26 protein-coding genes are annotated in these 26,467 nt (G+C 65.6%); 20 read left to right on the forward strand and 6 right to left on the reverse strand.

The features are described from left to right. Positions 1-96 precede the first annotated feature (96 nt). From ftsH to AC51GR_RS01620, 14 genes are all read left to right on the forward strand, one after another. The gene (ftsH, locus tag AC51GR_RS01555; protein WP_496322874.1) at positions 97-2,445 is read left to right on the forward strand and encodes an ATP-dependent zinc metalloprotease FtsH; all 2,349 of its coding nucleotides are present in this window, start codon (positions 97-99) and stop codon (positions 2,443-2,445) included. After that, positions 2,442-3,044, forward strand: a complete 603-nt coding sequence (folE, locus tag AC51GR_RS01560; RefSeq protein ID WP_495514517.1) for a GTP cyclohydrolase I FolE — start codon at positions 2,442-2,444, stop codon at positions 3,042-3,044. The genes ftsH and folE overlap by 4 nt, the downstream gene beginning before the upstream one ends. 20 nt (positions 3,045-3,064) lie before the next feature. After that, positions 3,065-3,949 (forward strand): dihydropteroate synthase, encoded by an 885-nt coding sequence (folP, locus tag AC51GR_RS01565; protein ID WP_496322875.1) that lies wholly within the window; start codon positions 3,065-3,067, stop codon positions 3,947-3,949. After that, positions 3,942-4,316 (forward strand): dihydroneopterin aldolase, encoded by a 375-nt coding sequence (gene folB / locus AC51GR_RS01570; RefSeq protein ID WP_496322876.1) that lies wholly within the window; start codon positions 3,942-3,944, stop codon positions 4,314-4,316. Before folP ends, folB begins: the two co-directional genes overlap by 8 nt. A gap of 13 nt (positions 4,317-4,329) precedes the next feature. Further along, positions 4,330-4,875, forward strand: a complete 546-nt coding sequence (folK, locus tag AC51GR_RS01575; RefSeq protein ID WP_496322877.1) for a 2-amino-4-hydroxy-6-hydroxymethyldihydropteridine diphosphokinase — start codon at positions 4,330-4,332, stop codon at positions 4,873-4,875. After that, positions 4,872-5,384: a DUF3180 domain-containing protein gene (locus tag AC51GR_RS01580; RefSeq protein ID WP_496322878.1), complete on the forward strand. Its 513-nt coding sequence runs from the start codon at positions 4,872-4,874 to the stop codon at positions 5,382-5,384. Before folK ends, AC51GR_RS01580 begins: the two co-directional genes overlap by 4 nt. A gap of 89 nt (positions 5,385-5,473) precedes the next feature. Then, positions 5,474-6,559, forward strand: coding sequence for a DUF6779 domain-containing protein (locus AC51GR_RS01585; RefSeq protein WP_496322879.1), 1,086 nt, complete (start codon positions 5,474-5,476; stop codon positions 6,557-6,559). 217 nt (positions 6,560-6,776) lie between these two features. Beyond that, entirely contained in the window at positions 6,777-7,667 is an 891-nt protein-coding gene (locus tag AC51GR_RS01590; protein WP_496322880.1) for a Rossmann-like and DUF2520 domain-containing protein, read from the forward strand. Continuing rightward, positions 7,667-8,584, forward strand: a complete 918-nt coding sequence (gene panC / locus AC51GR_RS01595; RefSeq protein ID WP_496322881.1) for a pantoate--beta-alanine ligase — start codon at positions 7,667-7,669, stop codon at positions 8,582-8,584. Before AC51GR_RS01590 ends, panC begins: the two co-directional genes overlap by 1 nt. Further along, positions 8,581-9,021, forward strand: a complete 441-nt coding sequence (gene panD / locus AC51GR_RS01600; protein WP_496322882.1) for an aspartate 1-decarboxylase — start codon at positions 8,581-8,583, stop codon at positions 9,019-9,021. Before panC ends, panD begins: the two co-directional genes overlap by 4 nt. Before the next feature lie 2 nt (positions 9,022-9,023). After that, positions 9,024-9,839 (forward strand): type III pantothenate kinase, encoded by an 816-nt coding sequence (locus AC51GR_RS01605; protein ID WP_496322883.1) that lies wholly within the window; start codon positions 9,024-9,026, stop codon positions 9,837-9,839. Between the two features lie 175 nt (positions 9,840-10,014). Further along, complete coding sequence (locus tag AC51GR_RS01610; protein WP_496322884.1) at positions 10,015-10,452, forward strand: hypothetical protein; 438 nt, start codon at positions 10,015-10,017, stop codon at positions 10,450-10,452. Positions 10,453-10,586: 134 nt separating this feature from the next. Continuing rightward, the gene (gene lysS, locus AC51GR_RS01615) at positions 10,587-12,122 is read left to right on the forward strand and encodes a lysine--tRNA ligase (RefSeq protein ID WP_496322885.1); all 1,536 of its coding nucleotides are present in this window, start codon (positions 10,587-10,589) and stop codon (positions 12,120-12,122) included. A 152-nt stretch (positions 12,123-12,274) separates the two neighbouring features. Then, on the forward strand, positions 12,275-12,613 hold the full coding sequence (locus AC51GR_RS01620; RefSeq protein WP_496322886.1) for a histone-like nucleoid-structuring protein Lsr2: 339 nt from the start codon (positions 12,275-12,277) through the stop codon (positions 12,611-12,613). Positions 12,614-12,880: 267 nt separating this feature from the next. Here AC51GR_RS01620 and AC51GR_RS01625 read toward each other — a convergent pair whose 3' ends face one another. Then, the gene (locus AC51GR_RS01625) at positions 12,881-14,476 is read right to left on the reverse strand and encodes a FadD3 family acyl-CoA ligase (protein WP_496322887.1); all 1,596 of its coding nucleotides are present in this window, start codon (positions 14,474-14,476) and stop codon (positions 12,881-12,883) included. A gap of 137 nt (positions 14,477-14,613) precedes the next feature. On the opposite strand from AC51GR_RS01625, the gene AC51GR_RS01630 reads away from it, so the two are divergent. The 6 genes from AC51GR_RS01630 to AC51GR_RS01655 all read left to right on the forward strand — a co-directional run bounded on the left by AC51GR_RS01630 (position 14,614) and on the right by AC51GR_RS01655 (position 21,411). Next, positions 14,614-15,867 (forward strand): acyl-CoA dehydrogenase family protein, encoded by a 1,254-nt coding sequence (locus AC51GR_RS01630; RefSeq protein ID WP_496322888.1) that lies wholly within the window; start codon positions 14,614-14,616, stop codon positions 15,865-15,867. Then, positions 15,864-16,676 (forward strand): SDR family oxidoreductase, encoded by an 813-nt coding sequence (locus AC51GR_RS01635; RefSeq protein WP_496322889.1) that lies wholly within the window; start codon positions 15,864-15,866, stop codon positions 16,674-16,676. The genes AC51GR_RS01630 and AC51GR_RS01635 overlap by 4 nt, the downstream gene beginning before the upstream one ends. After that, entirely contained in the window at positions 16,618-17,868 is a 1,251-nt protein-coding gene (locus AC51GR_RS01640; protein ID WP_496322890.1) for an acetyl-CoA C-acetyltransferase, read from the forward strand. Before AC51GR_RS01635 ends, AC51GR_RS01640 begins: the two co-directional genes overlap by 59 nt. Positions 17,869-18,125: 257 nt before the next feature. Further along, complete coding sequence (locus tag AC51GR_RS01645) at positions 18,126-19,631, forward strand: aldehyde dehydrogenase family protein (RefSeq protein ID WP_496322891.1); 1,506 nt, start codon at positions 18,126-18,128, stop codon at positions 19,629-19,631. Positions 19,632-19,727: 96 nt separating this feature from the next. Then, positions 19,728-20,387, forward strand: a complete 660-nt coding sequence (locus tag AC51GR_RS01650; protein ID WP_496322892.1) for a TetR/AcrR family transcriptional regulator — start codon at positions 19,728-19,730, stop codon at positions 20,385-20,387. Positions 20,388-20,430: 43 nt separating this feature from the next. Next, positions 20,431-21,411 carry a DUF389 domain-containing protein gene (locus tag AC51GR_RS01655; RefSeq protein WP_496322893.1) on the forward strand — a complete coding sequence of 327 codons (981 nt, stop codon included), beginning with the start codon at positions 20,431-20,433 and terminating at the stop codon, positions 21,409-21,411. A gap of 15 nt (positions 21,412-21,426) precedes the next feature. On the opposite strand, the gene AC51GR_RS01660 is transcribed toward AC51GR_RS01655, so the two are convergent. From AC51GR_RS01660 to echA20, 5 genes are all read right to left on the reverse strand, one after another. Further along, the gene (locus tag AC51GR_RS01660) at positions 21,427-22,743 is read right to left on the reverse strand and encodes a class I SAM-dependent methyltransferase (RefSeq protein ID WP_496322894.1); all 1,317 of its coding nucleotides are present in this window, start codon (positions 22,741-22,743) and stop codon (positions 21,427-21,429) included. 184 nt (positions 22,744-22,927) lie between these two features. Beyond that, a complete protein-coding gene (locus AC51GR_RS01665) occupies positions 22,928-23,998 on the reverse strand; it encodes an NAD(P)H-dependent flavin oxidoreductase (protein WP_496322895.1) in 1,071 nt (356 codons plus the stop codon). Then, the gene (locus AC51GR_RS01670; protein WP_496322896.1) at positions 23,995-24,795 is read right to left on the reverse strand and encodes a CoA-transferase; all 801 of its coding nucleotides are present in this window, start codon (positions 24,793-24,795) and stop codon (positions 23,995-23,997) included. The genes AC51GR_RS01665 and AC51GR_RS01670 overlap by 4 nt, the downstream gene beginning before the upstream one ends. After that, on the reverse strand, positions 24,792-25,682 hold the full coding sequence (locus AC51GR_RS01675) for a CoA transferase subunit A (protein WP_496322897.1): 891 nt from the start codon (positions 25,680-25,682) through the stop codon (positions 24,792-24,794). The genes AC51GR_RS01670 and AC51GR_RS01675 overlap by 4 nt, the downstream gene beginning before the upstream one ends. Positions 25,683-25,688: 6 nt before the next feature. Continuing rightward, complete coding sequence (echA20, locus tag AC51GR_RS01680; RefSeq protein ID WP_496322898.1) at positions 25,689-26,462, reverse strand: (7aS)-7a-methyl-1,5-dioxo-2,3,5,6,7,7a-hexahydro-1H-indene-carboxyl-CoA hydrolase; 774 nt, start codon at positions 26,460-26,462, stop codon at positions 25,689-25,691. Positions 26,463-26,467 lie beyond the last annotated feature (5 nt).

Genomic DNA, 26,467 nt, shown 5'->3' on the forward strand with positions numbered 1-26,467 from the left:
GGTAGCCTGATGACTCAGAGATCCCGACTGGAAGGACGCGCCGAAATCACAGCGAAAGCCATGGACTTGGCTCTCGGTCTCGGCTGACACACCTCAATGAACCGTAAGACTGTCTTTCGCAATCTGGCGATCGTGGCCGTTATCGTGCTCGCGATCTGGGGTTGGACCCTGCTACGGGACAACAATCGTGACTACAAGTCTGTCGACACCTCGGTGGCGATGACGCAGCTCAACACCAAGAACGTGACCGAGGTACAGATCGACGACCGCGAGCAGACGCTGCGGATGACGATCAAGGATCCCAGTCAGACCGACGGTGAAAAGAAGATCTCGGCCAAGTACCCGGCGCAGGCGACCGAAGAGATCTTCAACCGCGTCAACGACACCGGTGCGACGTATCAGACGAACGTGAACAAAGACTCGTTCCTGATGCAGATGCTGATCTTCATCTTGCCGCTGATCCTGCTGTTCGGACTCTTCTTCTTCGTGATGAGCCGGATGCAGGGTGGCGGCAAGGGCGGGGTCATGGGCTTCGGGAAGTCGAAGGCCAAGCAGCTCAGCAAAGACATGCCGACCACCACGTTCGCGGATGTCGCCGGCGCCGATGAGGCCGTCGAAGAGCTGTTCGAGATCAAGGACTTCCTGCAGAACCCGGCCCGTTACCAGGCCCTGGGCGCAAAGATCCCCAGGGGCGTGTTGCTCTACGGCCCACCCGGAACCGGTAAGACGCTGCTCGCCCGTGCGGTTGCCGGCGAGGCCGGTGTCCCGTTCTTCACCATCTCCGGTTCCGACTTCGTCGAGATGTTCGTCGGTGTCGGTGCCTCTCGCGTACGTGACATGTTCGAGCAGGCCAAGAACAACAGTCCCTGCATCATCTTCGTCGACGAGATCGACGCGGTCGGCCGCCAGCGTGGTGCCGGCCTCGGCGGTGGACACGATGAGCGGGAGCAGACCCTCAACCAGTTGCTGGTGGAGATGGACGGATTCGGCGAGCGTTCGGGCGTCATCCTGATCGCGGCGACCAACCGTCCCGACATCCTCGACCCGGCGCTGCTGCGTCCGGGCCGCTTCGACCGCCAGATCCCGGTCGGCAACCCGGACATGGCCGGTCGCCGGGCGATCCTGAACGTCCACGCCCAGGGCAAGCCGATCGACGCCGACGCCGACCTCGACGGTCTGGCCAAGCGCACGCCCGGTATGTCCGGCGCCGACCTGGCGAACGTCATCAACGAGGCCGCGTTGCTGGCCGCCCGGGAGAACCGCACCACGATCACTGCCGAACTCCTCGAAGAGTCCGTGGATCGGGTCATCGGCGGACCTCGCCGCAAGAGCCGGATCATCAGCGAACACGAGAAGAAGATCGTGGCGTACCACGAGGGCGGGCACACGCTCGCGGCGTGGGCGATGCCCGATCTCGACCCGATCTACAAGGTGACGATCCTGGCCCGCGGTCGTACCGGCGGACACGCGTTGGCCGTGCCCGAGCAGGACAAAGACCTGATGACGCGGTCGGAGATGATCGCACGTCTGGTGATGGCGATGGGTGGGCGCGCTGCCGAGGAGTTGGTGTTCCACGAGCCGACCACCGGAGCGTCGTCCGACATCGATCAGGCGACGAAGATCGCCCGCGCGATGGTGACCGAATACGGCATGAGTGCCCGTCTGGGAGCTGTTCGTTATGGCCAGGAACAGGGCGACCCGTTCCTGGGCCGGTCGATGGGCTCACACGCGGATTACTCGCCCGAGGTTGCCAGCGAGATCGACGATGAGGTTCGTCGCCTGATCGAGGCTGCGCACACCGAGGCCTGGGCCATTCTCACCGAGTACCGCGACACTCTCGACGAACTGGCGACACAACTGCTCGAACGCGAGACGCTGACCCGCAAGGACCTCGAGAAGATCTTCGGCAAGGTCGTCAAGCGTCCCCGCATCACCCTGTTCAACGATTTCGGTGAGCGCACGCCCAGCGACAAGCCCCCGGTGAAGACCCCGGGTGAGCTGGCCAAGGAACGTGGTGAGCCGTGGCCGCCCGAGGCACCGAAAACGCCGGAGCTGACCAAGACCGGTTCGCATGCGCAGCCCGCATCGGGTCAGCAGTATCCGCAGCAGCAGGCTCCGCAGCCGGGTGCAACCGCTGGGGGAACCCGTCCTGATTACGGCGCTCCGGCCGGCTGGTCGGCGCCCGGATGGCCCCCCTCGAATGCCGCCGGTGGTGGCGTCCCGTACGGCGGTCAACCGTACGGTCAACCCGGTGGCGGGTACCCCAACGGTGGTTACCCGCAGGCTCCAGGGAATCCTTATGCGCAACCGCAGAACCCGTATGGACAGCCCCCGGCAAACGGACATCAGAATGGTGACGGACATGGCGGCAGGCACAACGGTGGCGGCCAGGGCGATGATGGCCAGAACGGCCAACCGCCCTCAACCGGACAGAATGGACAATGACGTACCGCGAAGACTGCACCGCGATTGCCCCTTTTGATGCTGAGCGTGCCGAGCGCGCTGTTCGAGAACTCCTCATCGCCGTCGGCGAAGACCCGGAACGCGACGGGCTGAAGGAGACTCCGGCCCGGGTGGCCCGCGCCTACCAGGAGATGTTCGGCGGCCTGCACACCGATCCCGACGAGGTCCTCGCGACCACATTCGATGTCGGTCATGACGAACTGGTCCTGGTCAAGGACATCCCGATGTACTCGACCTGTGAACACCACCTGGTCTCGTTCCACGGTGTCGCGCATGTCGGCTACATTCCCGGTGCCAGCGGTCAGGTCACCGGCCTGTCGAAGCTCGCCCGGGTCGTCGACCTGTACGCCCGGCGGCCGCAGGTCCAGGAGCGGCTCACCACGCAGATCGCCGACGCGATCGTCCGGAAGCTCGATCCGCGCGGAGTGATCGTCGTGATCGAGGCCGAGCACCTGTGCATGGCGATGCGCGGTATTCGTAAGCCGGGTGCCACCACGACCACCTCGGCGGTCCGCGGGCAGTTCAAGACCAGTGCGATCTCGCGTGGAGAAGCACTGGATCTGATTTCCCGAAAGAGCTAGTGCTGCAAGACAGTGCCGTCATGAAGGGTTCGGGCGTCGTGAACACGGTCATCATGGGCGTGGTCAATGTGACCGCCGATTCGTTCTCGGATGGTGGCCGCTATCTCGACGTGGACGCGGCCATCGAGCACGGTGTCGCTCTGGTGGCCGACGGCGCGGACATCATCGATGTCGGTGGTGAATCCACCCGTCCGGGCGCCCAGCGAGTCGATCCAGAGGTGGAGATCGCGCGTATCCGGCCGGTCATCGAAGGCCTGTCGGCGCGTGGAATCGTCACGTCGGTCGACACGATGCGGGCCCGGGTCGCAGAAGCCGCGTTGGCGGCCGGTGTGGGCATCATCAACGATGTCTCCGGTGGGCGCGCCGATCCCGAGATGGCGAAGGTCGTTGCGGAATCGGGGTCGCCCTGGATCCTGATGCACTGGCGGCCGACGGACTCCGACTGGGCGCATTCGGGTAGAGCAGCCGGATACGACGATGTGGTGGCCGAGGTCAGGGATGAACTCCTCGAGCAGGTCGACGCCGCGGTCAAGGCCGGTGTGGATCCCGGTGCACTGATCCTGGACCCCGGACTCGGCTTTGCGAAGACCGGCGAACACAACTGGGCGCTGTTGCAGCGGTTACCCGAGCTGACGCAGTTGGGGTTCCCGGTGCTCATCGGGGCTTCCCGCAAGCGATTCCTCGGGACGCTCCTGGCCGACGCCGACGGCAACCCGAGGCCCCCGGCCGGCCGGGAGGTCGCCACTGCAGCACTCAGTGCGCTGGCCGCGGCCCACGGCGCGTGGGGCGTTCGGGTACACGACGTGGCCTCGAGCCGTGATGCAATCGCCGTTGCGAAGGCATGGAACGCCGGCGGTCATCCGTCTGTGAACAACGAAGTCGATACGAAGGAGCGCAATGGCTGACCGAATCGAGTTGTGCGGGTTGAAGGTTCGGGGCAACCATGGCGTGTTCGACCACGAGCGCACCGACGGACAGGACTTCATCGTCGACGTGATCCTGTGGGTCGACTCACGGGTCGCCGCGGCCACCGATGATCTCGCCGACACGGTCGACTACGGCGCACTGGCCCAGACCGCCCACGACATCATCGCCGGAACCCCGCGCAATCTGATCGAGACGGTGGCCGCCGAGATCGCCGACACGGTGATGCTCGAAACCGAGCGGGTCGCGGCGTGTGAGGTCACACTCCACAAACCGTCGGCGCCGATCCCGCTGACGTTCGACGATGTCGCGGTGGTGGCCAGGCGGTCCCGCAAGGGCATGCAATGAGCGGGGGAACGCGGTGAGTCGTGCGGTGCTCTCGATCGGATCCAACATCGGTGATCGGATGGCGCATCTGCAGTCCGTCTGCGATGGGCTCGGCGATGCGGTGGTGGCGAGCTCGGCGGTCTACTCGACTGCCCCCTGGGGTGGTGTGGAACAACAGGACTTCCTCAATGCCGTTGTCGTGGTCGACGATCCGAACCGGGAGGCCGCCGATTGGCTGGCCCTCGGGCAGGAACTCGAGCAGCAGGCCCAGCGTGTCCGGGAACAGCATTGGGGTCCACGAACTCTCGACGTCGACGTCGTCTCGGTGACCAGCGACGGCCACGATGTCATCTCCGATGATCCGGTCCTGACGCTGCCGCACCCGCGGGCGTCGCAGCGCGCATTCGTACTGATCCCGTGGCTGGACGTCGACCCGTCGGCCACCCTGTGGGAGGCCGGCCGGTCGACGCCGGTGACCGAATTGCTTGCGGCACTACCGGACGACGAGCGGTCCGGGGTGCACCGCACCGACCGGCACCTTGTCGTCGCCGGTCGCGACGGGGCGGATACGGGCAGATGAACAGGCAGAATCCGCGGCGGCAACAGCCCGATGACGGCAAGATGGGGCCGACCCAGGTCCGCGATCTGTCGGGGGTGGCCGCCGTGGTCGCCGTGGTGGTGTTCCTACTGGTCCGCGTCAGTTACGGGTCGATGCCTCCGCTACCGCTGCTTGCCGGGGTGGTGCTGTATCTGCTTGCCGCACTTGAGGTGGTGATCGCGTTCGTGGTCCGTTCGCGCGTCCGGGACCACGAGGTCGGGGCGCACCACGGCCAGTTGCATCCGATCACCGCGGCGCGGGTCCTGGCACTGGCCAAGGCGTCGGCGATCCTCGGTGCGATCGCGACGGGGGTGTGGGCCGGGACGCTCGTCTATCTCCTGACCCGGCTCGGTGAGCTGACCGCTGCTCGCGAGGATCTTCCGAGTGCGATCGTCGGGTTGATCGGTGGCATCCTGCTGGCGGTCGCGGCGCTGTGGCTCGAATACTGCTGTCGGGCGCCTGATGATCCGTCCGAGGACCTCCCGGCCTGATCCGCGGTGACGTTCATCATGATCGTCTATAACAGGACTTGCCGGGTGAGATGGCGAATTCGACCGCCGCTGCCCGGTATGTTTGCCCCATGACCACCTCCGCTGGCCGCTCGGCTGACGCCAGAAGGACTCGTCGTGGTCCGGGCCAATGGCTGCTCGGCGCCTTGCTGCTACTCGCGCTCGGTTCGAGCGTGTTCATGATCGTCACCTCGGAGATGAGTGTGGCGGGTTCGCTGGCCGTCATCACCGCGCTGTGGGCCGCGGTCATCGGCGCCATCCTGGTGACCAAGTATCGTCGCGCCGCTGATTCGGCAGACGCCAAGGCCCGGGATCTGCGGCTGGTCTACGAATTGCAGCTCGAGCGCGAGATCACCGCCCGCCGTCAGTACGAACTCGGTGTCGAGACCCAGGTGCGTCGCGAGGTCAGCGCCGAAGCGGGTACCGAACTCGCCGCGCTCAAGACCGAGCTGCAGGGGCTTCGGGAGAGTTTGGAGCAGCTCCTCGGGGAACTGCCGGAAGATCGCATTGCGCTGTTCCGGGAGAAACTGCCCGAGCTGGAGAACGGATCCGGCTGGCTCAATCGCCCCGACGCCGCGTACGCGGCCGGATTCGCCGAGTACCCGAGCGGCCTCGTCGATGACGGCGCGGTTGCCGAACAGGACTTCGCTTCCACGGCACCGCCGGCCGATGAGTCACCGCGGGACGACATGACCGAGGTCTTTCCGGTGATCGCCGCCGAGGAGCCACTGCCCACCGATCCCGAGCCCACCGATCCCGAGCCGGCCGCGCCTGAACCGGCCGAGGTCGAGGTGGAGGTCGAAGAATCCGAACTCGTCGCCGAGGTCGTCGAAGAACCGGTCGAGGACAGCACTGCTGCACCTGCCTCCGAGTCCGATCCCCGCGGCGCCGGCCGACACAAAGGTGGTTCCCGCCGTCGTGCCGACGAGCCCACCGAGGACGCTGCGGAACCCAAAGGCTTCGTCGACGACAACCCGACCGACGAATGGGAGGTCGCCGAATCTCCCGAGGGCGGTATCCCCGATGCGCTGCTGGCCGAGGGCGAAGAGGCATCCGATCACTCGGGGGCTCATGAATCCGGCCGTTCGGTGTCGGAACTGCTGCAAGGCTTTGCGGGTTCTTCTCCCAGCGCGGGGCGCCGTCGCCGCCGTGACTGAGTCCGATCGATCGATGATCTGACGCGCTGTGCGCCGGCCGCATCCCGGTCTGCCCACCACCGGATTCGGTGAGGCCGATCACAGCGGTTGGCGGTTTGGACGCTGCGGGATCTATCCTCGCTGCGAGACGTCTGGTACCCGGATCCGACTCGTCCGACCGTGATTCACACAGGTCGAGCGGGATCGGTGGGACTGGAACGAATGATGGAGGACATCGGTGACCTCGACCGGGATTACCAACTGGCCCGCGCCTGCCCGCCTGACGGTGGGCATCGTGTCGGCGGGCCGTGTGGGCACAGCCATCGGTGAGGCGCTCGAACGCGCCGAGCACGTGGTCGGCGCGGTCGCAGCGTCGTCGCCGCAATCGCGACGTCGAGCCGCCGAGCGCCTCCCCGAATCCGAGATCCTGGCCCCGCGAGAAGTTGCCGCGCGGTGTGAACTGCTGATCCTGGCGGTACCCGACGATCAACTTCCGCTGGTGATCGCAGACCTGGCCGCCTCGGGTGCGGTTCGGCCGGGCACGATCGTCGCCCACACCGCCGGGGCGCAGGGCGTCCGCATCCTCGACCCCCTCACCGACGCCGGCGCTCTGCCGCTGGCCCTGCATCCTGCGATGACGTTCATCGGCACCGGAGAAGACACCGACCGCCTCAGTGACTGCTGCTTCGGGGTCACCGCCGCCGACGAGATCGGCCTGGCCATCGGACAGTCCCTGGTGCTCGAGATGGGCGGGGAGCCGGTCCACGTCAGCGAGGCCGACCGCACGCTCTATCACGCGGCCCTGGCGCACGGGGCCAATCATCTGGTGGCGCTGGTCTGCGACGCGGCGGCGGCACTCCGCAAGGTCCTCGACGGGCAGGACGTGCGGCCCGAAAGACTCCTCGGCCCGTTGTTGACCGCCGCCCTCGACAATGCCCTGCACATCGGACCGGCGGCACTGACCGGCCCGGTGATGCGCGGCGACACCGCGGCGGTGGCGCGGCATCTCGACGCACTGACCGCAGCGGACCCGGCCATCGCCGACGGCTATCGGGCACTGGCCCGCCGCGCCGCCGCGTACACCGATCCGCCCCCTGATCTGATCGAGCTCCTCGGAGGTGAGCGCTGATGCCGAGTACTGACTTGACGTCTGAAAAGCCCTATACGGCAGGTAAATTGACGGTCCATCGTGATCCGGCGATGCTGAACAAGATCAGCCGGGCGTTGCGCTCGACCGGAAAACGCGTGGTGCTGGTCCCGACGATGGGTGCGCTGCACGCCGGACATCTGGAACTCATCCGGGCCGCGAAGGCCAAGGGTGATGCCGTGGTGATCACGTCGATCTTCGTCAATCCGTTGCAATTCTCGGCCGACGAGGACCTCGATGCCTACCCGCGGACCTTCGAGGCGGACTGCGATCTGTTGCGTGCTGCCGGGGTCGAGCTGGTCTTCGCGCCCCGGGTGTCGGACATGTACCCGAACGGGCCCCGGACGACAGTGCACCCGGGACCGCTCGGTGCCGAACTCGAAGGCGCGTCGCGGCCGACGCACTTCGCCGGGATGCTGACGGTGGTGCTCAAGCTGCTCAACATCGCGGCGCCGATGGAGGCGTATTTCGGTGAGAAGGACTACCAGCAGCTGACGTTGATCCGGCAGATGGTCCGCGACCTCGATCTCGACATCCGGATCGTCGGGGTACCGACGGTGCGGGAATCCGACGGGCTGGCGATGTCGTCGCGGAACCGGTACCTCGATCCGGCACAGCGGGAGCTGGCAACGACCCTGTCGGCGGCGCTGGTCGCCGGTGCCTATGCGGCCGCGGGTGGTGTGCCGGCGATCCTGGACACCGCTCGGCAGGTGCTGGCACTGCACCCGGAGATCGAGGTCGACTACCTCGAGGTGCGTGGTCCGGGTTTGGAAGCACCCCCGGACAAGGGTGACGGCAGGCTTTTGATCGCGGCCCGGATCGGCAGCACTCGGCTGATCGACAACGTGGGTGTCGCGATAGGTACGGGATTCGTCGAAAGAGGAGAGAACACACCATGATTCGTACGATGATGACGTCGAAGATCCACCGCGCCACCGTGACGCAGGCGGATCTCCATTACGTCGGTTCGGTGACTGTGGACCAGGATCTCCTCGACGCTGCGGGGTTGCTCGAAGGCGAAAAGGTCTCGATCGTCGACATCACCAACGGCGCACGCCTGGAGACCTACACGATTGCCGGTGAGCGGGGTTCGGGTGTGCTCGGTATCAACGGTGCCGCAGCCCATCTCGTGCATCCGGGCGATCTGGTCATCCTGATCGCCTACGGCGGCCTCGACGAGCGTGAACTGCTCGAGTACAGCCCGCGGGTGGTTTTCGTGGACGAGCAGAACAAGATCCTCGAGCTCGGTGCCGACCCGGCACATGCCCCGGAGGGTAGTGGCCTCCTGGATCCGCGCGAATTGTCTTCCACCCCGTTGTCTTCCGCTACAGCCTGATCATGCTGCTCGCCCTGGACGTCGGTAACACCAACATCCACCTGGGTGTCTACTCCGGGCGGGGCGACCACGCCCGGCTGATCCGGGACTGGCGGATGCGGACCGAGCCGCGGATGACGGCGGACGAACTCGCGTTGAACCTGCGGGGTCTGCTGGGGGCCGACGTTGATCAGGTCACGGCGGTGGTCGGGCTGTCCACGGTGCCGTCGTTGCTGCGTGAGATGCGAGTGATGGTCGGGAAATACTACGGCGCCGGGCCCCATGTCCTGCTCGAACCCGGTGTGCGGACCGGGGTTCCACTGTTGGTCGACAATCCCAAAGAGGTCGGTACCGACCGGGTTGCCAATGCGCTCGCGGCCTACACGGCCTACGGGCGGGCCTGCATCGTCGTCGATTTCGGGACGACGACGCTGGTCGATGTGGTCTCGGCGAAGGGTGAGTTCCTCGGTGGCGCCATCGCGCCCGGCATCGACCTGGCGGTGGAGGCGCTGGCCACCGCGACGGTGACGCTGCGCAAGGTGGAGTTGTTGCCGCCACGCAGTGTGGTCGGCAAGAACACCATCGAGGCGTTGCAGTCGGGGATCCTCTACGGATTCGCGGGCCAGGTCGACGGATTGGTGACGCGGGTGCGGCGGGAGATCCGCGGATTCGGCCCCGCCGACGATGTGGCGGTGGTCGCCACCGGATATCTCGCGCCGCTGGTGTTCGACGAGTGCGAGACCTTGCAGCATCATGAGCGGACGCTGACGTTGGACGGTTTGCGGCTGGTCTACGAGCGGCAACGGGAGAGCCGCAGCAGGTCCCGGTCAGATCGCTGACCCCCCTGGACCCGTGCTGTGATCGGCCCCACTGGTGCGAGCCGAATCGATATGGCAGAATCTCGTCCGTGATGAACCGGAGCTGTCAGGAGTGTTGTCGGGGCTGACGCCTCTCGATGACCCCTACATCCGATTCCGGCGCCCTCGTCGCCGATCACTTTCGAAAGCTCCCATCATGTCTGTGCTCACCGCACCCATCTCTGCTCTCGCTGCTCCCGTGTCCGCTCCGGCGGCGGCGCCACTGTCCATCTCGGCCGATCAGTTCGGGCCCGCCCTGCAGTCCGGCGCGATCGCCGTCGACATCCGGAGCCAGCGGGTCCGCGACGCTGACGGAATCCTTCTGGGTGCGTTGGCTGTTCCCGCCGAGAACGTCCTCGACCGCCTGACCCCCGGTTCGGCTGCGTCTTTGTCGAGTGCCACGACCGATCAGCGCTGGGTCCTGGTCGGTGCGGACGGCCACGACGCGGAGATGTTGACCTGGCATCTGCAGGCGCGAGGTATCGTCGGCGCCCGTTTCGTCGCCGGTGGTCAGCGGGCTCTGTCCGGCAACGCCACTCCGGGTCTGCTCGGGGAGCACACCCGCCGTGAACTGGCTGCCTACTCGGCGCACTGACCCCGGACCGTCGTTGCGGGACCTTCGGTCCGTTTCGGTGTTGACGTGGTTTACGACTGTGGTTTGCGACTGTTTGTCTGCGCTTGGCCTTGGCGAATGGCTCGCGGTGGTGTCCGGCCGATAGGGTCGTTGGCGTGAACGAAGACCGTGGCCAGGGCCGCACCAACAAAGATGCAGACACTGTCGAAGATCAGACGCCAGAGCAGTTGCGTATCCGTCGCGAAAAACGGGATCGGTTGCTCTCGGCAGGGACTGAGCCCTACCCGGTTTCGGTGCCGAGAACGCATTCGCTCGCCGAGGTCCGGGCCAAGTATCCCGATCTCGAGACCGACACGGCCACGGGTGAGCATGTCGGTGTCGCCGGCCGGGTGATCTTCGTCCGCAACACCGGCAAGCTGTGCTTTGCCACCTTGCAAGAGGGTGACGGCACGCAGCTGCAGGCGATGATCAGCCTGAACGGTGTCGGTGAGGAATCCCTCGCGGCGTGGAAGTCCGACGTCGACCTCGGAGACTTCGTCTTTGTGCACGGTGAGGTGATCAGTTCGCGCCGCGGCGAACTCAGTGTCCTGGCCGACAGTTGGCAGATGGCGTCGAAGGCACTGCGCCCGCTCCCGGTCGCGCACAAGGAGATGAGCGAAGAGGCTCGGGTGCGTGCGCGCTACCTCGATCTCATCGTCCGGCCGGAGGCCCGGGCCATGGCGCGGACCCGGGTTGCGGTGATGCGGGAGTTGCGGGCCGCTCTTGAACGCCGGGGATTCCTCGAGGTCGAGACGCCGATGCTGCAGACACTGCACGGCGGCGCCGCGGCCCGGCCGTTCGTGACGCATTCCAATGCCATGGATATCGACCTCTACCTGCGTATTGCGCCGGAGCTCTTCCTGAAGCGGGCCGTGGTCGGCGGTATCGAGAAGGTCTTCGAGATCAACCGGAACTTCCGCAACGAGGGTGCCGACTCCACCCATTCGCCCGAGTTCGCGATGCTCGAGACGTATGAGGCGTACGGCACCTACGACGACTCGGCCACGATGATCCGCGAGATCATCCAAGAGGTCGCGCTCGGTGCCGTGGGCACGTTGCAGCCGGTGATGGCCGATGGAACGGTCAATGACCTGAGCGGTGAATGGACCTCGGTCGAGATGTATCCGTCGCTGTCGAAGGCCCTCGGTGAGGACATCACCCCGGACACCACGGTCGAACACCTGCTGGCGGTCTGCGCCCGGGTGGGGCTCGAGATCCCGGAAGGAAAAGGCTATGGCCATGGGAAACTCGTCGAAGAGTTGTGGGAACACCAGGTGGGGGACACCTTGTCGGGACCTGTTTTCGTCCGGGATTTCCCGGTGGAGACCTCTCCGCTGGTTCGGGAGCACCGGAGCAAGCCCGGTGTCAGTGAGAAATGGGACCTGTACGTTCGCGGCTTCGAATTGGCGACCGGGTATTCAGAATTGATCGACCCGATCATTCAGCGGGAGCGGTTCGTCGATCAGGCCAGACTCGCGCGCGCCGGCGACGACGAGGCAATGGTGCTCGACGAAGAGTTTCTCGCCGCGATGGAGCAGGGCATGCCCCCGACCACGGGTACCGGAATGGGGATTGATCGACTTCTCATGGCGCTTACCGGTCTTGGGATTAGGGAAACGATACTCTTTCCTCTCGTCAAGCCGCAGCATTGATAATTTTCTAAACGCGTTAGCGCGTTATTAGCGCGAACAAGATATTCGCGCTATGCTGTCGGCCAATAGGCGGCCGCATGAATATGCTCTTCCGAGTTGTGTTCAGAGAAACCGTCTTGTATGTCGGGGAGCCATTCAAGAATTGGAGAGTTATGGCTAAGAAGGTTACGGTCACGCTGGTCGACGACGTTGACGACAGCAAAACTGCGGACGAGACCGTCGAGTTCGGTGTGGACGGTGTCACCTATGAGATCGATCTCTCGACCAAGAATGCAGACAAGCTGCGTGACGATGTCGCGCGGTGGGCAGAACATGCACGTCGGGTAGGTGGACGTAAACGTCCCAAGGGACTCAGCGTCGCAGGTAAGGCCCCGGTCGACCGTGAGCAGACTGCGGCGATCCGTGACTGGGCGCGGCGTAACGGTCACCCGGTATCGGCTCGCGGACGTATCGCGGCCGGCGTCGTCGAGGCGTACAACGAAGCGCACTGACGCCAATGGTTTGACTTCGCACACTGTCTTCAAAAGGCGGGCGATCCGAGTTTCGGATCGCCCGCCTTTTTGTTTGCCAGGAGCCATCAGTGAATTGCTACAACTCGCTCCACAGTAAACATTCAGAAAAGAAATGATCTTCGCGATCACTTTTGCACTTTAGTTTATATTTTCTGACCGTCAGCAACATTTAATCGGTGCCCGCGGATTCTGTGGTTTGAAGCGAACGTTTGAAAGCTGCAAAAGGTTCGCATAGCGCACAGATTCTTAAGGGAGTTCGCGCTTGAGGATCTTCCCTGCCGCATTGCGGGGGAACTCTTCGATGAACACCACGGAGCGCGGGATCTTGAAATTCGCGAGTTTCCCTCGGGCGGCGTCCAATACCGAGGATTCGTCCACCGATGCCCCCGGGGCGACCGACACGTAGGCGCGGCCGACCTCACCGAGGCGTTCGTCCGGTACTCCGATCACTGCGGCCTCGGTCACTCCGTCGATCCGGGACAACACCTGCTCGACCTCGGCGGGGTAGACGTTGAAACCGCCGCAGATGTACATGTCCTTCAGGCGGCCGGTGATGGACAGGTTGCCGTTGGCGTCGATGGTGCCGATGTCGCCGGTGTGGAGCCAGCCGTCGGCGTCGATCGCCTCCGCGGTGGACACGGGGTCCTCGAGATAACCGGCCATCACCATCTTCCCCTTCGTCAGCACCTCGCCACTGTCGGACAACCGGATCTCCATGCCCCGGAACGGCCGTCCGCAGGTGTTGGCGACGGTTTCGTCGTCGTCGTCCGGCGTGCAGGTGGTGACGAAGCCACCCGCCTCGGTGAGGCCGTAGGCGGTGATGACGGTGTCGATGCCCAGATCGCGCTGCATGCGCTCGACGAGGACCACCGGGACGATCGCCGCGCCGGTGACGGCCAGGCGAAGGGACGAGAGGTCGAACGACTCGCGACGGGGCGCGTCGAGGATCGTCTGGAAGATGGTGGGCGCTCCGGGGAAGACGGTCGCGCGCCGCTCCTGGACCAGTTGCATCGCGGCGTCGGTCGAGTACACCGCCAGCGGCAGCATGGTCGTCCCGTTGAGGAGACAGGCCAGGATGCCGGCCTTGTAGCCGAACGTGTGGAAGTACGGGTTCGCCATCACGTAGCGGTCGTCGGGCCCGAGGCCGCCGTTGTCGGCCCAGGCACCCGATCCGGCGATGGTCTGCTGATGCTCGGCGAGGACGCCTTTGGACCGTCCGGTGGTGCCGGAGGTGAACAGCACGTCGGAGTAGTCCGTGGGGGCCACTGCGGCGGCCCGGCGATCGGCCTCGCTGTGATCCCGGGCCGCTGCGGCATCGAGGGCGTCGTCCCAGTCGGTGCTGTCGGCCGTGCGGTCGTCGTCGGGCTGCAGGCGGATGCGCACGGTGGCAACGAGGTCTGTTGCCGCCCCCAGGTCGCCGCCGGCCTCGGCGGTGAGTTCATCGAGCCGGTCCGAACCCAGGAATGCTCCGGCGATCACCAGGCCCCGGGCGTGGGTGCGCTGGACGATCTCCAGGGCTTCGCTGGCGGTGTAACGGGTGTTCAACGGAACCAGTGTGGCGCCGGCGTAATGGATGCCGAGGGCGGCGATGGGCCAGTGGTGGCTGTTGGGCGCCCAGATGGCCACGCGGTCGCCGGGGGCGATGCCCTGTTCGGCGAGGGCGGTGGCAAAGGTGCGGACCGTGCTCAACAGCTCCGACCAGGTGAGTGTGACCGTCTGGCCCCACTGATCGTCGATGATGGCGGTCCGGTCCGGCCAGAGCCTTGCTGCGCGGATCAACGCCTGCGGCGTAGTTGTAACTTCTTCGGTCTCCACGGGTGCTGCTGACTGCTGTTGTCCCACTGCCACAATTCCTCTCGGTGCTCTCACCTGCTCAAAAGGCTAATACCTGTGCCGGAGGCAACAGGCGCCGTCGCAAAAACCTAGCACTTGCTTGGGTAGTAAACCGAGCAAGTGCTTGGTCGGCTAGGCTGAGTCGCATGACGGCGATCAAGCTCGCTGACCGAGGCGTGGACCTGGGACGATGGGACGGGACGGCGACCGATTTTTCGGACGCCGTGCGATCCTGGCTCGATGAGCACCTGACTGGTGAGTTCGAGCATCTGAAGTCGCGTGGTGGCCCCGGCAGTGAACACGAATTCTTTGGACCCCGGCTGGCCTGGGATCGGCTGCTGGCGCAGGCAGGATGGACCTGCCTGGGCTGGCCGACCGAGTTCGGCGGCCGCGGGGCCACCATCGAGCAGCGGATCCTGTTCCATCAGGAATACGCGCGCTCCGGAGCTCCGGCCCGGGTGAGTCACGTCGGGGAGGAGCTCCTGGGCCCCACGCTCATCGCGTTCGGCACCCCGGAACAGAAGGAACGGTTCCTCCCGCCGATCACCACGGTCGACGAACTCTGGGCGCAGGGCTATTCGGAGCCCGGGGCCGGTTCCGACCTGGCCAACATCTCGACCACGGCCCGCCTGGAGAACGGCAAGTGGGTGATCAACGGACAGAAGATCTGGACGTCGCTCGCCCATGTGGCGCAGTGGGCGTTCGTCCTGTGCCGCAGCGAACCCGGTTCGACACGGCACAGTGGGCTGAGCTTTCTGCTCGTCCCGCTCGATCAGCCCGGGGTGACGGTCCGGCCCATCCAGCAACTCACCGGCACCTCCGAGTTCAACGAGGTGTTCTTCGACAACGCGACCACCGAGGCGAGCCTCGTGGTCGGTGCGCCCGGCGACGGCTGGAAGGTCGCGATGGGTCTGCTGCAGTTCGAACGTGGTGTGTCCACGCTCGGCCAGCAGGTCGGATTCTCCCGCGAACTGAGCGAGATCGTGGAGATGGCGAAGTCGAACGGGGCGGCGAACGATCCGGTCATCCGGGAGCGGATCGCCCGCGCCTGGCTCGAACTCCGCGTGATGCGGGCCCACGTGCAGCGCACACTGGCCACCGTCGACACCGGCGGGTCCGGCGGCGAGGCCTCGGTGGCAAAACTGCTGTGGGCCAACTGGCATCGCGATCTCGGTGAACTCGCGGTCGCGGTCCAGGGCCCCTCCTCACTGATCGCCCCCGACGCGACGAGCGAGGGCGCGCCGAACAACATCTTCGATCCCGGCCACGTCGAGCTCGACGTATGGCAGCGTCTGTACCTGTTCACCAGGTCGGACACCATCTATGGCGGATCAAATGAAGTGCAGCGCAACATCATTGCCGAGCGCGTGCTCGGATTACCTCGAGAGGCACGATCGTGACAGTTGAACATCGCCCCAGCCCGCTGGCGACGGCCCCGGAAGAGATTCCCGGCCACGGACTCCTGGCCGGCCGCAAGGTGGTCGTCACCGCGGCAGCCGGCACCGGCATCGGATTCTCCACCGCGCGCCGTGCGCTCCTTGAAGGCGCCGACGTGGTGGTCAGTGACTGGCACGAACGCCGACTGGGCGAGACCGCGGACAAACTGCGCGCCGAGTTCGGTGAGCAGACCGTCGGACAGGTCGTCTGCAATGTGCAGGAGACCTCGCAGGTCAACGCGCTGATCGAGGCTGCCGCAAGCGAATTGGGCCGGATCGACATCCTGGTCAACAATGCCGGTCTCGGTGGTGAGACCCCCGTGGTCGACATGGACGACGACGAGTGGGATCGCGTCATCGACATCACCCTGAACGGCACCTTCCGGGCCACCCGCGCGGCACTGCGCTACTTCCGGGATGCGCCCCACGGTGGCGTCATCGTCAACAACGCATCGGTCCTGGGCTGGCGGGCCCAGCACAGCCAGTCCCATTACGCGGCGGCCAAAGCCGGCGTGATGGCGCTGACCCGCTGTGCCGCGATCGAAGCCGCCGAATACGGTGTGCGGATCAACGCGGTGGCACCGTCCATCGCGCGGCACCCGTTCCTGGCCAAGGTCACCAGCGAAGAACTGCTCACCGATCTGGCCTCGCGGGAGGCGTACGGTCGGGCAGCGGAGGTCTGGGAGATCGCAGCGACGATCGCCATGCTCGCGAGTGACTACACCACGTACCTCACCGGCGAGGTCGTCTCGATCTCGAGCCAGCGCGCCTGACCCCCTGACCTTTGGATCGACAAGCAAGGAGCACAGAATGTCTCAACCCCAGGCGTACATCGTCGAGGCCCTGCGGACCCCCGTCGGCAAGCGCAACGGATCACTGGCGAAGGTGCATCCGGCCGACATGGGTGCCCACGTCATCTCCGCCCTCGTCGAGCGCACCGGCATCGATCCGATGACCGTCGACGACGTCATCTTCGGTTGCGTCGATGCCATCGGCCCGCAGGCGGGCAACATCGCCCGCAGCGCCTGGCTGGCCGCCGGCCTGCCGCTGGAGATCCCCGGCACCACCGTCGATCGCCAGTGCGGATCGTCGCAGCAGGCCATCCACTTCGCCGCCCAGGCCGTGATGAGCGGAACCCAGGACGTCGTCGTGGCCGGTGGCGTGCAGAACATGAGTGCCATCCCGATCTCCGCCGCGATGCTCGCCGGCGCCGAATACGGATTCGACAGCCCCTTCCTCGGATCTGTGGGCTGGGACAAGCGGTTCGGTGAGGCAGAGGTCTCCCAGTTCGTCGGCGCCGACATGATGGCCAAGAAATGGGACATCAGCCGCGACGACATGGAGCGCTGGGCACTGCAGTCGCACGAGCGCGCCCGCGCCGCCATCGCAGCAGGCCGCTTCGATGCCGAGACGGTTGCACTCGGCGACTGTGTCGTCGACGAATGCCCCCGCGAGACGTCGCTGGAGAAGATGGCCTCACTGCAGGTCCTGGCCGAGGGCTCGGATCTCACAGCCGCCGTCGCCTCGCAGATCTGCGACGGTGCGTCGGCCACCCTGGTGGTCTCCGAAGCCGCCCTCAAGCAGTACGGCCTCACCCCACGGGCGCGGATCCACCACATCTCGGTCCGCGGCGACGATCCGGTGATGATGCTGTCCGCACCCATCCCGGCCACCAAGTACGCGCTGTCCAAGACCGGACTGACCATCGACGACATCGACGTCATCGAGATCAACGAGGCTTTTGCACCCGTCGTGCTGGCCTGGCTCAAGGAGACCGGTGCCGACCCGGCCAAGGTCAACCCCAACGGCGGCGGCATCGCGCTGGGCCATCCGCTCGGCGCGACCGGGGCGAAACTCTTCGCCACGCTCCTGCACGAACTCGAGCGCACCGGCGGCCGTTACGGCCTGCAGACGATGTGTGAGGGCGGCGGCACTGCCAACGTCACGATCATCGAACGGCTCTGACGGGTTCAGTCAGTTCGCCGCGGTGTGAGGGCGGCGGCACTGCCAACGTCACGATCATCGAGCGGCTCTGACCTCTGGGACCACCCACTCGTTCTTGTGCCGCCCACCTGCAATTGCAGGTGGGCGGCACAAATTCAGGTGGCGGGAGACCGGGCAGTGGCGCCCCCGGTGTGAGGTGGCGCATACTGGTTTGCGACAGACTTGGACTTTCGTTCCAACGTCCCGCAAATGACCGACGGCTCGTGGAGGTTCGCGCAATGACAAAACCAGCAGATGTGGCACAGCAGGTCCGTGATGAGAAGTCGGCGGACACACTGTCGCTGCAGGCGTTGCTCGAACTGCAGCGCGCGGCATTCCTGCGAGACGGGATCCCCGACGCGAAGACCCGGATCGACCGGATCAACCGACTCCAGTCCCTGCTGCTCGACAACGCCGAAGAGATCGCGCAGGCACTCAACGACGATTTCGGTACCCGTCCCCGGGAACTGTCGATGGCGGCGGATGTCGCCGGTTGCATGATCGACCTGGCGCACCAGAAGAAGCACCTCGCCGGCTGGATGAAGACCTCGACGCCGGGCAAGTGGTTGGCCCGCGCCGGTCTGCGGCAAGAACTCCGGCACGACCCCAAGGGTGTTGTCGGGATCATGGGTCCGTGGAACTTCCCGCTGCAGCTCACGATCGTGCCGGCCGGTTCGGCGTTCGCCGCCGGTAACCGCGTGCTGATGCGTCCGTCCTCGGTCACAGCCAAGACCACGGCAGTACTGGCGAAGCACGCACCCAAGTACTTCGACCTCGAGGAGCTGGCCGTGTTGACCAGCGCCCATGGCGGTGGATCCGACTTCGCAAAGCTCGAGGTCGATCACATGTTCTTCACCGGCTCCCCTGAGGTGGGCGCGTCGGTCGCCTCGGAGGCGGGCAAGAACCTGGTGCCGGTGACGCTCGAGCTCGGCGGCAAGAACCCGGTGGTCGTCGACATCGACGCCGATATCGCCAAGGCCGCCAACGGTGTCGCCGATGCGCGGCTGGTCAACGGTGGTCAGGTCTGCCTGTGCCCCGACTACGTGTGGGTGCCCGAATCCAAGGTCGGGGAGTTCACCGACCGGGTGCTGGCGCGCTGGCGCGCCAACCTGCCGACGATCAAGGACAACCCGCACTACACGTCCACGATCAACGAGAAGAACTTCAACCGCATCGTCGGGCTCATCGACGATGCCGAAGCTCTCGGCGCCACCAAACATCAGGTGATCCCGGCGGGGGAGAAGCTGCCCGACGCGCAGGCGCGCAAGATCCCGCCGACACTGCTGACCGGGGTCAAGGCCGGCATGAAGATCGAAGAGGACGAGGTCTTCGGCCCGGTCCTGACCGTCTACCCCTACCGGGAACTCGATGAGGCGATCACCCACATCAGCAGCCATCCCCATCCGCTGACGATGTACTGGTACGGCGACCACAACGACCGGTTCACCAAGCTCGCCGATTCGACCCGCTCGGGTTCGATCAACGGAAATGACTTCGCGGTCAACATGTTCGGTCCGGATCTGCCCTTCGGTGGTGTGGGCCGCAGCGGTATGGGCAACTACCACGGCAAGTTCGGCTTCGACACCTTCTCGCACACGCGGGCCATCGCCTTCTCGTCGCTCAAGATGACCGTGTCGGAGATGATGTCGGCGCCGTTCACCTCGCGCGATGTCAAGACCACGAACTTCCAGCTCAAACTCTGGAACTTCTTGACGAAGCGATCGATCAAGAAGAACAGCAAGTAGCCTCGTAGTCTCGGGCGGACTCCGCCACCTGCCAGCCACACTGTCGACAGCCAGACAACCAAGCGCTTGCTAGGCTATCGATGGAGGTGGTCGCAGGTGGCGGATAGCCGCGGAACGAAGAAGCAGGGCGTCGGCCAGGCGAGAAAGAACGGCGCGGCTGCGGCTGACCCGGTCAACGGTCGTCCGTCCCGGCGTGATGAATTGCTGGCGGTGGCCAGTGGGCTGTTCGCCGAACGTGGCTTGCGGACCACCACCGTCCGCGACATCGCGGATTCGGCGGGCATTCTCTCCGGCAGTCTGTATCACCATTTCGACTCCAAGGAGTCGATGGTCGACGAGATCCTGAGGTCGTTCCTCGACTCGCTCTTCGAGACGTATCACGAGGTGGTCGCGGCCGACATGCCGGCTCGAGAGACGCTGACCGCCTTGGTGATCGCGTCGTTCGAGAGCATCGATCGCGACCATTCGGCGGTCGCCATCTATCAGGATGAGGCCAAGCGGCTCGCCGGTCAGGAACGGTTCGCGTACATCCAGGACCGCAACGTCGAGTTCCGCGCACTGTGGAGCGATGTGCTGGCCAAAGGTGTGGCCGACGGTAGCTTCCGGCCGGATCTCGACATCGAGCTGGTGTACCGCTTCATGCGCGACACGGTCTGGGTCGCCGTCCGCTGGTACCGCCCCGGTGGTGAGCGGACCGCACGCCAGGTCGCCGACCAGTATCTGAGCGTTGTGCTCGACGGGATCGTGCCACGCTGACCGCTTCGCCGGTTCGGCGGGTGTGCCGTGGCAAGCTGTCGACATGCTGCAGATACGGGTCATCGCCCCCGGTGAACACGCAGATCGCATCGTAGAACTTCTCTGCCACGACACTGCTGTCAGCAACGTGACCGTCCATCGTGGTGTGTCGGTCAAGCCCGCAGGTGATGTCATCGAGGCCTACATCGCCCGGGAAGGTGCCAACGAGGTGGTCGACACCTTGCGGGACATGGGTATTCACCGTCTCGGCAGTATTCACCTGGCTCCGGTTCCGACGTGGATCTCGAAGAGCGGCAGGGAAGCCGATCAGCGCACCCCGGGAGCGAGCGCAGATGCGGTCGTCTGGGCCGAGGTCACCCACCAGGCGTACAACGATTCCGAGTTCAACTGGACCTACGCAAGCTTCATGGTTCTGGCGACGGTGTTGTGTGCGGTGGCCATCGTCCTCGATTCGAGTATCCTTCTCGTCGGTGCGATGGTCCTGGGCCCGGAGTTCGGGGCTGTTGCCGCACTCGGGGTCGCGCTGGTACGTCGTCGGATGACGCTGCTCGGACGTGCGGTGGCGACACTGACCGGCGGCTTCCTGCTGGCCATCGTGGCCACGACGGTGGCAGCACTCGTCGCGCGCGGACTGGGCTGGGTGACGGTCGCCGATGTGACCGAGTCCCGGCCGGATACGGACTTCATCTACACCCCGGACAGGTGGTCGTTCATCGTCGCCGTGATCGCGGGGGTCGCCGGGGTGCTGTCGCTGACCTCGGCCCGGCTCGGCGGGTTGTCCGGTGTCTTCATCTCGGTGACGACCATCCCCGCGGCCGGAAATGTGGCACTCGGATTGGCTTTCGGGGTCGGGCAGGCGATCGTCGGCAGCGGTTTCCAACTGGTCATCAACCTCTTCGGGATGGCCATCGCGGGCTGGTTGACGCTGGCGGTGCAGCACATGGTGTGGGTCAAGATCTCGGCGTACCGCGCGACGCTGCCGATCGGTCGAAAACTGAGCGATCGATGGCAGCGCGACGAATGATGAGTGCTGCCGCTTCTATTGCGGCAGTTGCCCGTTCGTCTGTGGTTGGTACCAGCCCCGTCGGGTGCGGGGTAGTCCGGCGGTGCCGTCGTCGCGGGGCCGGACCGCCAGGACCTGGTGAATGGTGAGGCGATGTGCGTCCTCGAATCCGAGTGCACTGGACGCGAGGTAGAGCAGCCATGTGCGGGCTCGCTGGGCGCCGACCAACTCGACGGCCCGGTCCCACGATTGCAGGAGATTGGCGACCCAGGCGCGCAGGGTCAGCGCGTAGTGCTCGCGAAGTGCCTCGCTGTCGCGCACCTCCAGGCCGGAATGTTCCAGTGCATCAATGTTTTTGCTCAGCGGCAGGATCTCCCCGTCGGGGAACACATAACGGTCGATGAAGGTGGCCGACGGTTTCGGGTCCGCGGGCAGGGAGGTGACCCGGGCGATCGCGTGGTTGAGCACGCGTCCGCCGGGCGTGAGCAGTCCGTGCAAGATGTTCGCGTATGTGGGCAGTTGCGAGAGCCCGACATGCTCGGACATCCCGATACTCGAGATCGCATCGTAGGGACCGTCATCGACGTCGCGGTAGTCCTGCAGCCGGATCTCGACCCGGTCGGTGAGCCCGGCTTCGGCCACCCTGCCCTTCGCCAGTTCGACCTGCTGCCGGCTCAGCGAGACACCGACCACGTCGACCCCGTATGTCTTCGCGGCGTGGATGGCCATCGTGCCCCACCCGCAACCCACATCGAGTAGACGCATCCCGGGCCGCAGATCGAGCTTCCGGCAGACCAGGTCGCATTTGGCGATCTGGGCCGCATCGAGGTCGGCGACATCGTCGTCCCAGTATGCGCAGGAGTACACCATGCAGCGCTCGAGGAACAGGCGGTAGAACTCGTTGCCGACGTCATAGTGGTGCGATATCGCGGCGGAGTCACGCGACCGGCTGTGCAGCGGCCCGCGTCTGCGCCGAATCTCCACTGCCGGCGGCTTCGGCGGCGGGCCGAGGGCACCGAGCCTGATCAGGGAGACCGCAGCGCGGCGGATCGTGCCGGGCGTCATCGCGCGGTTGCGGTGTTCGCCGATCCGGGAGATGAGGTCGGGGACCTCGAGGAGGGCGAAGATGTCACCGTCGACCTCGAGGTCGCCTGCCACGAATGCGCGGACCAGGCCGAGCTCGCCGGGGGACCACAAGATGCGGCGCAGTGCGGTGCGATTGCGGAAGACGACTCGCGCGGGGCTGTTCGGCGGACCGGCTTCGGAGCCGTCCCAACATTGCACGTGGATCGGGAGCTCGGCCCCGACGAGTTCCCCGAAGGTCGAGAGCAAGCGCTCTGCGGCTGAACTCATCGACGCACCTCCCTGCACGAACGGTCAGCTGCTTCGAAAAGCTAGCACTTTCGTTCGGGTGGAGTGGGCCGAAGTCGCAGAGCCGGCCACTGGCGGACGATCCCGCCCCGTGCAAGGCTTTGCGTCCGCGCACCGGCACTGCAACACCGGCGTGCGTTCGCAAAACCCTGCACGGTTGGGGGGATCAGAACTTGCGCAGATGGTCCAGGCGTTCGCGGGCCTGGGTCATGATCGACTGGATGAGTTCGTCACAACTGGGCAGGTCGTCGATCATGCCGACCACCTGACCCGAGGCCAGGACGCCGGCCTCGGTATTGCCCTCGACCAGTCCGGCGCGCAACAACATCGGGGTGTTGCCCGCCATGATGATCTGCTGCCAGGACCGTTCGCCCGATTTGCGCATGGTGCGACCGTCTTTGAGCATGGTCGACCATTTCATCCCGGTCATCCGCTTGAACTTGTTGGCGTTCTTGGCCGCGGCGCCCAGAGCTGTCACCGCACTGCCGGATTCCAGCTTGTCGACCAGATCGGTGCGCAGCACCCGGTGGGGCATGCCGTCGACCTTCGTCGAGACGACGGTGTCACCGAGTCCACGTTCGAGGTACTGCGCCTTGACCGAGTTGGGCACGGCGCTGTCGCTGGTCAACAGGAACCGGGTTCCCATCGCGACGCCCTCGGCGCCGTACGACAACGCGGCAACCAGTCCACGGCCGTCGAAGAACCCGCCGGCCGCGACCACCGGGATCCCGTCCGGTCCGAGTGCGTCGAGCACACTCGGCAGCAACAGGGTGGTGGCCACCGGACCGGTGTGCCCACCGCCCTCACCGCCCTGGACGATGACGGCGTCGGCCCCCCAGGAGGCGACCTTCACCGCGTGCTTGGCCGCCCCGATCGACGGGATGACCACGATGCCATGGTCTTTCAGCTTTGCGATCAGCTCCTTCTTGGGAGCCAGCGCAAACGAGGCGACCTTCACCTTTTCGCGGATGAGCAGGTCGATCCGCTCGGGTGCGTCGGTGGCATCGGCACGCATGTTGACACCAAAAGGCTTGGTGGTCAGCGACTTCGTCTTCTTGATGGCCGCTTCGAGCTCCGGATAGGTCATCGTCGCCGATGCCAGGATGCCCAGACCACCGGCGTTCGAGGTCGCCGCGGTCAGTGACGGCCCCGACACCCAGCCCATGCCGGTCTGCACGATCGGGTAGTCGATGCCGACCAGGTCGGTGAACCGGGTGGCCAGAGGTGCAGCGGTCATCGGGTGGCTCCCACGGGCTTGACTTCCTTCTCCCGCAGGCCCTTCGGGTCGAGGACCTCGCGGATCAGGCGCAACTCTTCGGCGGACGGCGTGCGGGTGACCCCGGCGTCGGCCAGGCCGGCGACCTCGAAGCCGGTGTTCTCGGCGACCTCCGCGGCGTCGACGCCGGGGTGCAGCGAGACCGCGCGCATGGTGTGGTCGGGACCTTCGAAGTCGAAGACGCCGAGGTTGGTGACCACCCGGGGGATGTTCAGGTACTTGAACGCCGGGTTGTCGGGGTCGATCTTGTCGTAGCCGACACCGGAGACGACGTCGACCACACCGCCGAAGACCCGCGCGGAGTGCTTGGCCACCCAGTAGCTGGTCGGGTGGTTGATGGTGTTGCCCGGAGCGCCGCGCACTCCGAACATCTGCCGGGTGGGCTGCTGCAAGGGACCGAACGACGACAGGTTCTGGTTGCCGTAACGGTCGATCTGGTTGGCGCCCATCACCACATGGCGCCGGCCCGATGCGACGACATCGAACACCTTGCGGAACGGCATCCATCCCTCGATGGCGCCGGAGCGTCCGACAGCCGGGGTGTCGGCGAAGATCAGCGCCTCACCGTCGGTGATCAGAAGGTCGGGTTCGGTGGTCAATCGGGCCAGGCGGGCACCGATCAACGGCGTGGTGGCCATCGGTGAGGCCATGGTTTCGCCTGCGCCGGTGAAGATCTCGGCGCACGCGATCACGCAGTATTCGGCGCGGGTGACATCTGCTGCGGTATCGGGGGTGGTCCCTGCGTGTCCTGTGGTCACTGTGTCGCCTCTCGCTCGGTGTTCCATTTCTCGACCTCGGACTGATAGACGTCTTCGGGCACGGTCAGGAACCGGTCGGAGAACGCTTGCCAGGCTTCGGGTGTTTTGGCCGACTCGGCGTAGAACCGCTGGAAGGCCTCGTCGCGCCCGTAGTCACCGGCAAAGGTGAAGTGCGCGCCGTTCGGGGTGTGCACCACCCGGTCGACATTGAGCCGGTTGAGCAGAAGACGCTGCACCGGAACCTTTTCCACCAGCTCTTCGGTGGTCACCAGACGGTCTGTCTCGAGGTAGCGGCGCTTGGCCGCAGCGCAGTACAGGTCGTCGAAGTACGGGTCGATGCCGGTGTATGCGGCGTTGCCGTGCTTGTCGGCGATGTCGAGGTGGACGAACGCGGCGTCGAGTTCCAGTGCCGGCATCGCGATCAGGGTCTGGTGGCGACCGTCTTCGTCGGGGTACGGCGAGGTGACGGTACGCAGTTCGCCCTCCCAGAAGTTCGGGACGTCGGAGCCCAGTCCGGCGCGAACCGGCAGGAAGGGCAGGCGTGCCGCGGCGGCCTCGAGGCCGCACTTGACCATGCCCTCGTCCATCTCGCGGACCGTGATGGCCCCGGTGGTCCGCGCGTGGGCGAACCACGGGTCGTAGAACGGGGGTGAGTCCAGGGAGACGAAGCCGTAGTAGGCCTTGCTCACTTTGCCTGCGGCACAGAGCAAACCGAGATCCGGTCCGCCATAGGTGACCACGGTCAGGTCGGTGACGCTCGAACGGGCCAGGGCCCGTACGAGTGCCATCGGCTTACGTCGCGAACCCCAACCACCGATACCGATGGTCATGCCGCTGGAGATCTCGCCGATGATCTCGTCGAGGGTGCTGGTCTTGTCGGTTGCCATCTGGGCTCAAGCCCCCTTACTGGTTGCGGTTTTCGGCTTGCCTGTTTCGACGAATGCGTCGCGGTGCTCGTCCGCCACACCGGCAAGGTTCAGCTCGAAGGTGTAGCCCTGTTCGAGGCGGTAACTGGTCTTGACGTCGACCGGATCGATGCCGTTGATGGCTTCCTTGGCCGCCCGGATCACCCGGGTGTCCTTCGCCGCGATCTTGCGGGCGATCTCCAGTGCGGTTTCGTCGAGTTCGGCGCGCGGCACCACGGCCTGCACCGAACCGAAGTGCAGCAGCTGCTGGGCGGTGACGTTCTGTGCGGTGAAGTACAGCGTGCGCATCGTGTGCTGCGGGACGAGGCGGGCCAGGTGGGTGGCGGCGCCGAGGGCTCCGCGGTCGACCTCGGGTAGCCCGAAGACGGCGTCGTCGGAGGCAACGATCACGTCGGCGTTGCCGACCAGACCGATGCCGCCGCCCACGCAGAAGCCGTTCACCGCGACGATGACGGGCACCGCACAGTCGTAGACCGCGGCAAAGGCCGCGGCGCAACCGCGGTTGGCGGCGATCAGGGCGTCGTAACCCTCGGTGGCCTGCATTTCCTTGATGTCGACGCCCGCGTTGAATCCGCGGCCCTCGGCTCGCAGGATCACAACATGGGTGTCAGGCGCCTGACCGGCGGCGATGATCGCCTCGCCGAGTTCGAACCATGCCGCTGACGGCAAGGCGTTGACCGGTGGGTAGTCGACGGTGACCGTGACGACTCCCGGTTCAACAGTGGATGTGGTGATCGGCATCAATG

Source organism: Williamsia sp. z71 (assembly GCF_059553375.1).

What these genes read in the sequence shown, in the direction of transcription:
- ftsH (WP_496322874.1), top strand. Translation starts at nt 97, where the DNA reads ATGAACCGTAAGACTGTCTTTCGCAATCTGGCGATCGTGGCCGTTATC.
- folE (WP_495514517.1), top strand. Translation starts at nt 2,442, where the DNA reads ATGACGTACCGCGAAGACTGCACCGCGATTGCCCCTTTTGATGCTGAG.
- folP (WP_496322875.1), top strand. Translation starts at nt 3,065, where the DNA reads ATGAAGGGTTCGGGCGTCGTGAACACGGTCATCATGGGCGTGGTCAAT.
- folB (WP_496322876.1), top strand. Translation starts at nt 3,942, where the DNA reads ATGGCTGACCGAATCGAGTTGTGCGGGTTGAAGGTTCGGGGCAACCAT.
- AC51GR_RS01580 (WP_496322878.1), top strand. Translation starts at nt 4,872, where the DNA reads ATGAACAGGCAGAATCCGCGGCGGCAACAGCCCGATGACGGCAAGATG.
- AC51GR_RS01585 (WP_496322879.1), top strand. Translation starts at nt 5,474, where the DNA reads ATGACCACCTCCGCTGGCCGCTCGGCTGACGCCAGAAGGACTCGTCGT.
- panC (WP_496322881.1), top strand. Translation starts at nt 7,667, where the DNA reads ATGCCGAGTACTGACTTGACGTCTGAAAAGCCCTATACGGCAGGTAAA.
- panD (WP_496322882.1), top strand. Translation starts at nt 8,581, where the DNA reads ATGATTCGTACGATGATGACGTCGAAGATCCACCGCGCCACCGTGACG.
- AC51GR_RS01605 (WP_496322883.1), top strand. Translation starts at nt 9,024, where the DNA reads ATGCTGCTCGCCCTGGACGTCGGTAACACCAACATCCACCTGGGTGTC.
- AC51GR_RS01610 (WP_496322884.1), top strand. Translation starts at nt 10,015, where the DNA reads ATGTCTGTGCTCACCGCACCCATCTCTGCTCTCGCTGCTCCCGTGTCC.
- AC51GR_RS01620 (WP_496322886.1), top strand. Translation starts at nt 12,275, where the DNA reads ATGGCTAAGAAGGTTACGGTCACGCTGGTCGACGACGTTGACGACAGC.
- AC51GR_RS01630 (WP_496322888.1), top strand. Translation starts at nt 14,614, where the DNA reads ATGACGGCGATCAAGCTCGCTGACCGAGGCGTGGACCTGGGACGATGG.
- AC51GR_RS01645 (WP_496322891.1), top strand. Translation starts at nt 18,126, where the DNA reads ATGACAAAACCAGCAGATGTGGCACAGCAGGTCCGTGATGAGAAGTCG.
- AC51GR_RS01655 (WP_496322893.1), top strand. Translation starts at nt 20,431, where the DNA reads ATGCTGCAGATACGGGTCATCGCCCCCGGTGAACACGCAGATCGCATC.
- AC51GR_RS01660 (WP_496322894.1), bottom strand. Translation starts at nt 22,743, where the DNA reads ATGAGTTCAGCCGCAGAGCGCTTGCTCTCGACCTTCGGGGAACTCGTC.
- AC51GR_RS01665 (WP_496322895.1), bottom strand. Translation starts at nt 23,998, where the DNA reads ATGACCGCTGCACCTCTGGCCACCCGGTTCACCGACCTGGTCGGCATC.
- AC51GR_RS01675 (WP_496322897.1), bottom strand. Translation starts at nt 25,682, where the DNA reads ATGGCAACCGACAAGACCAGCACCCTCGACGAGATCATCGGCGAGATC.
- echA20 (WP_496322898.1), bottom strand. Translation starts at nt 26,462, where the DNA reads ATGCCGATCACCACATCCACTGTTGAACCGGGAGTCGTCACGGTCACC.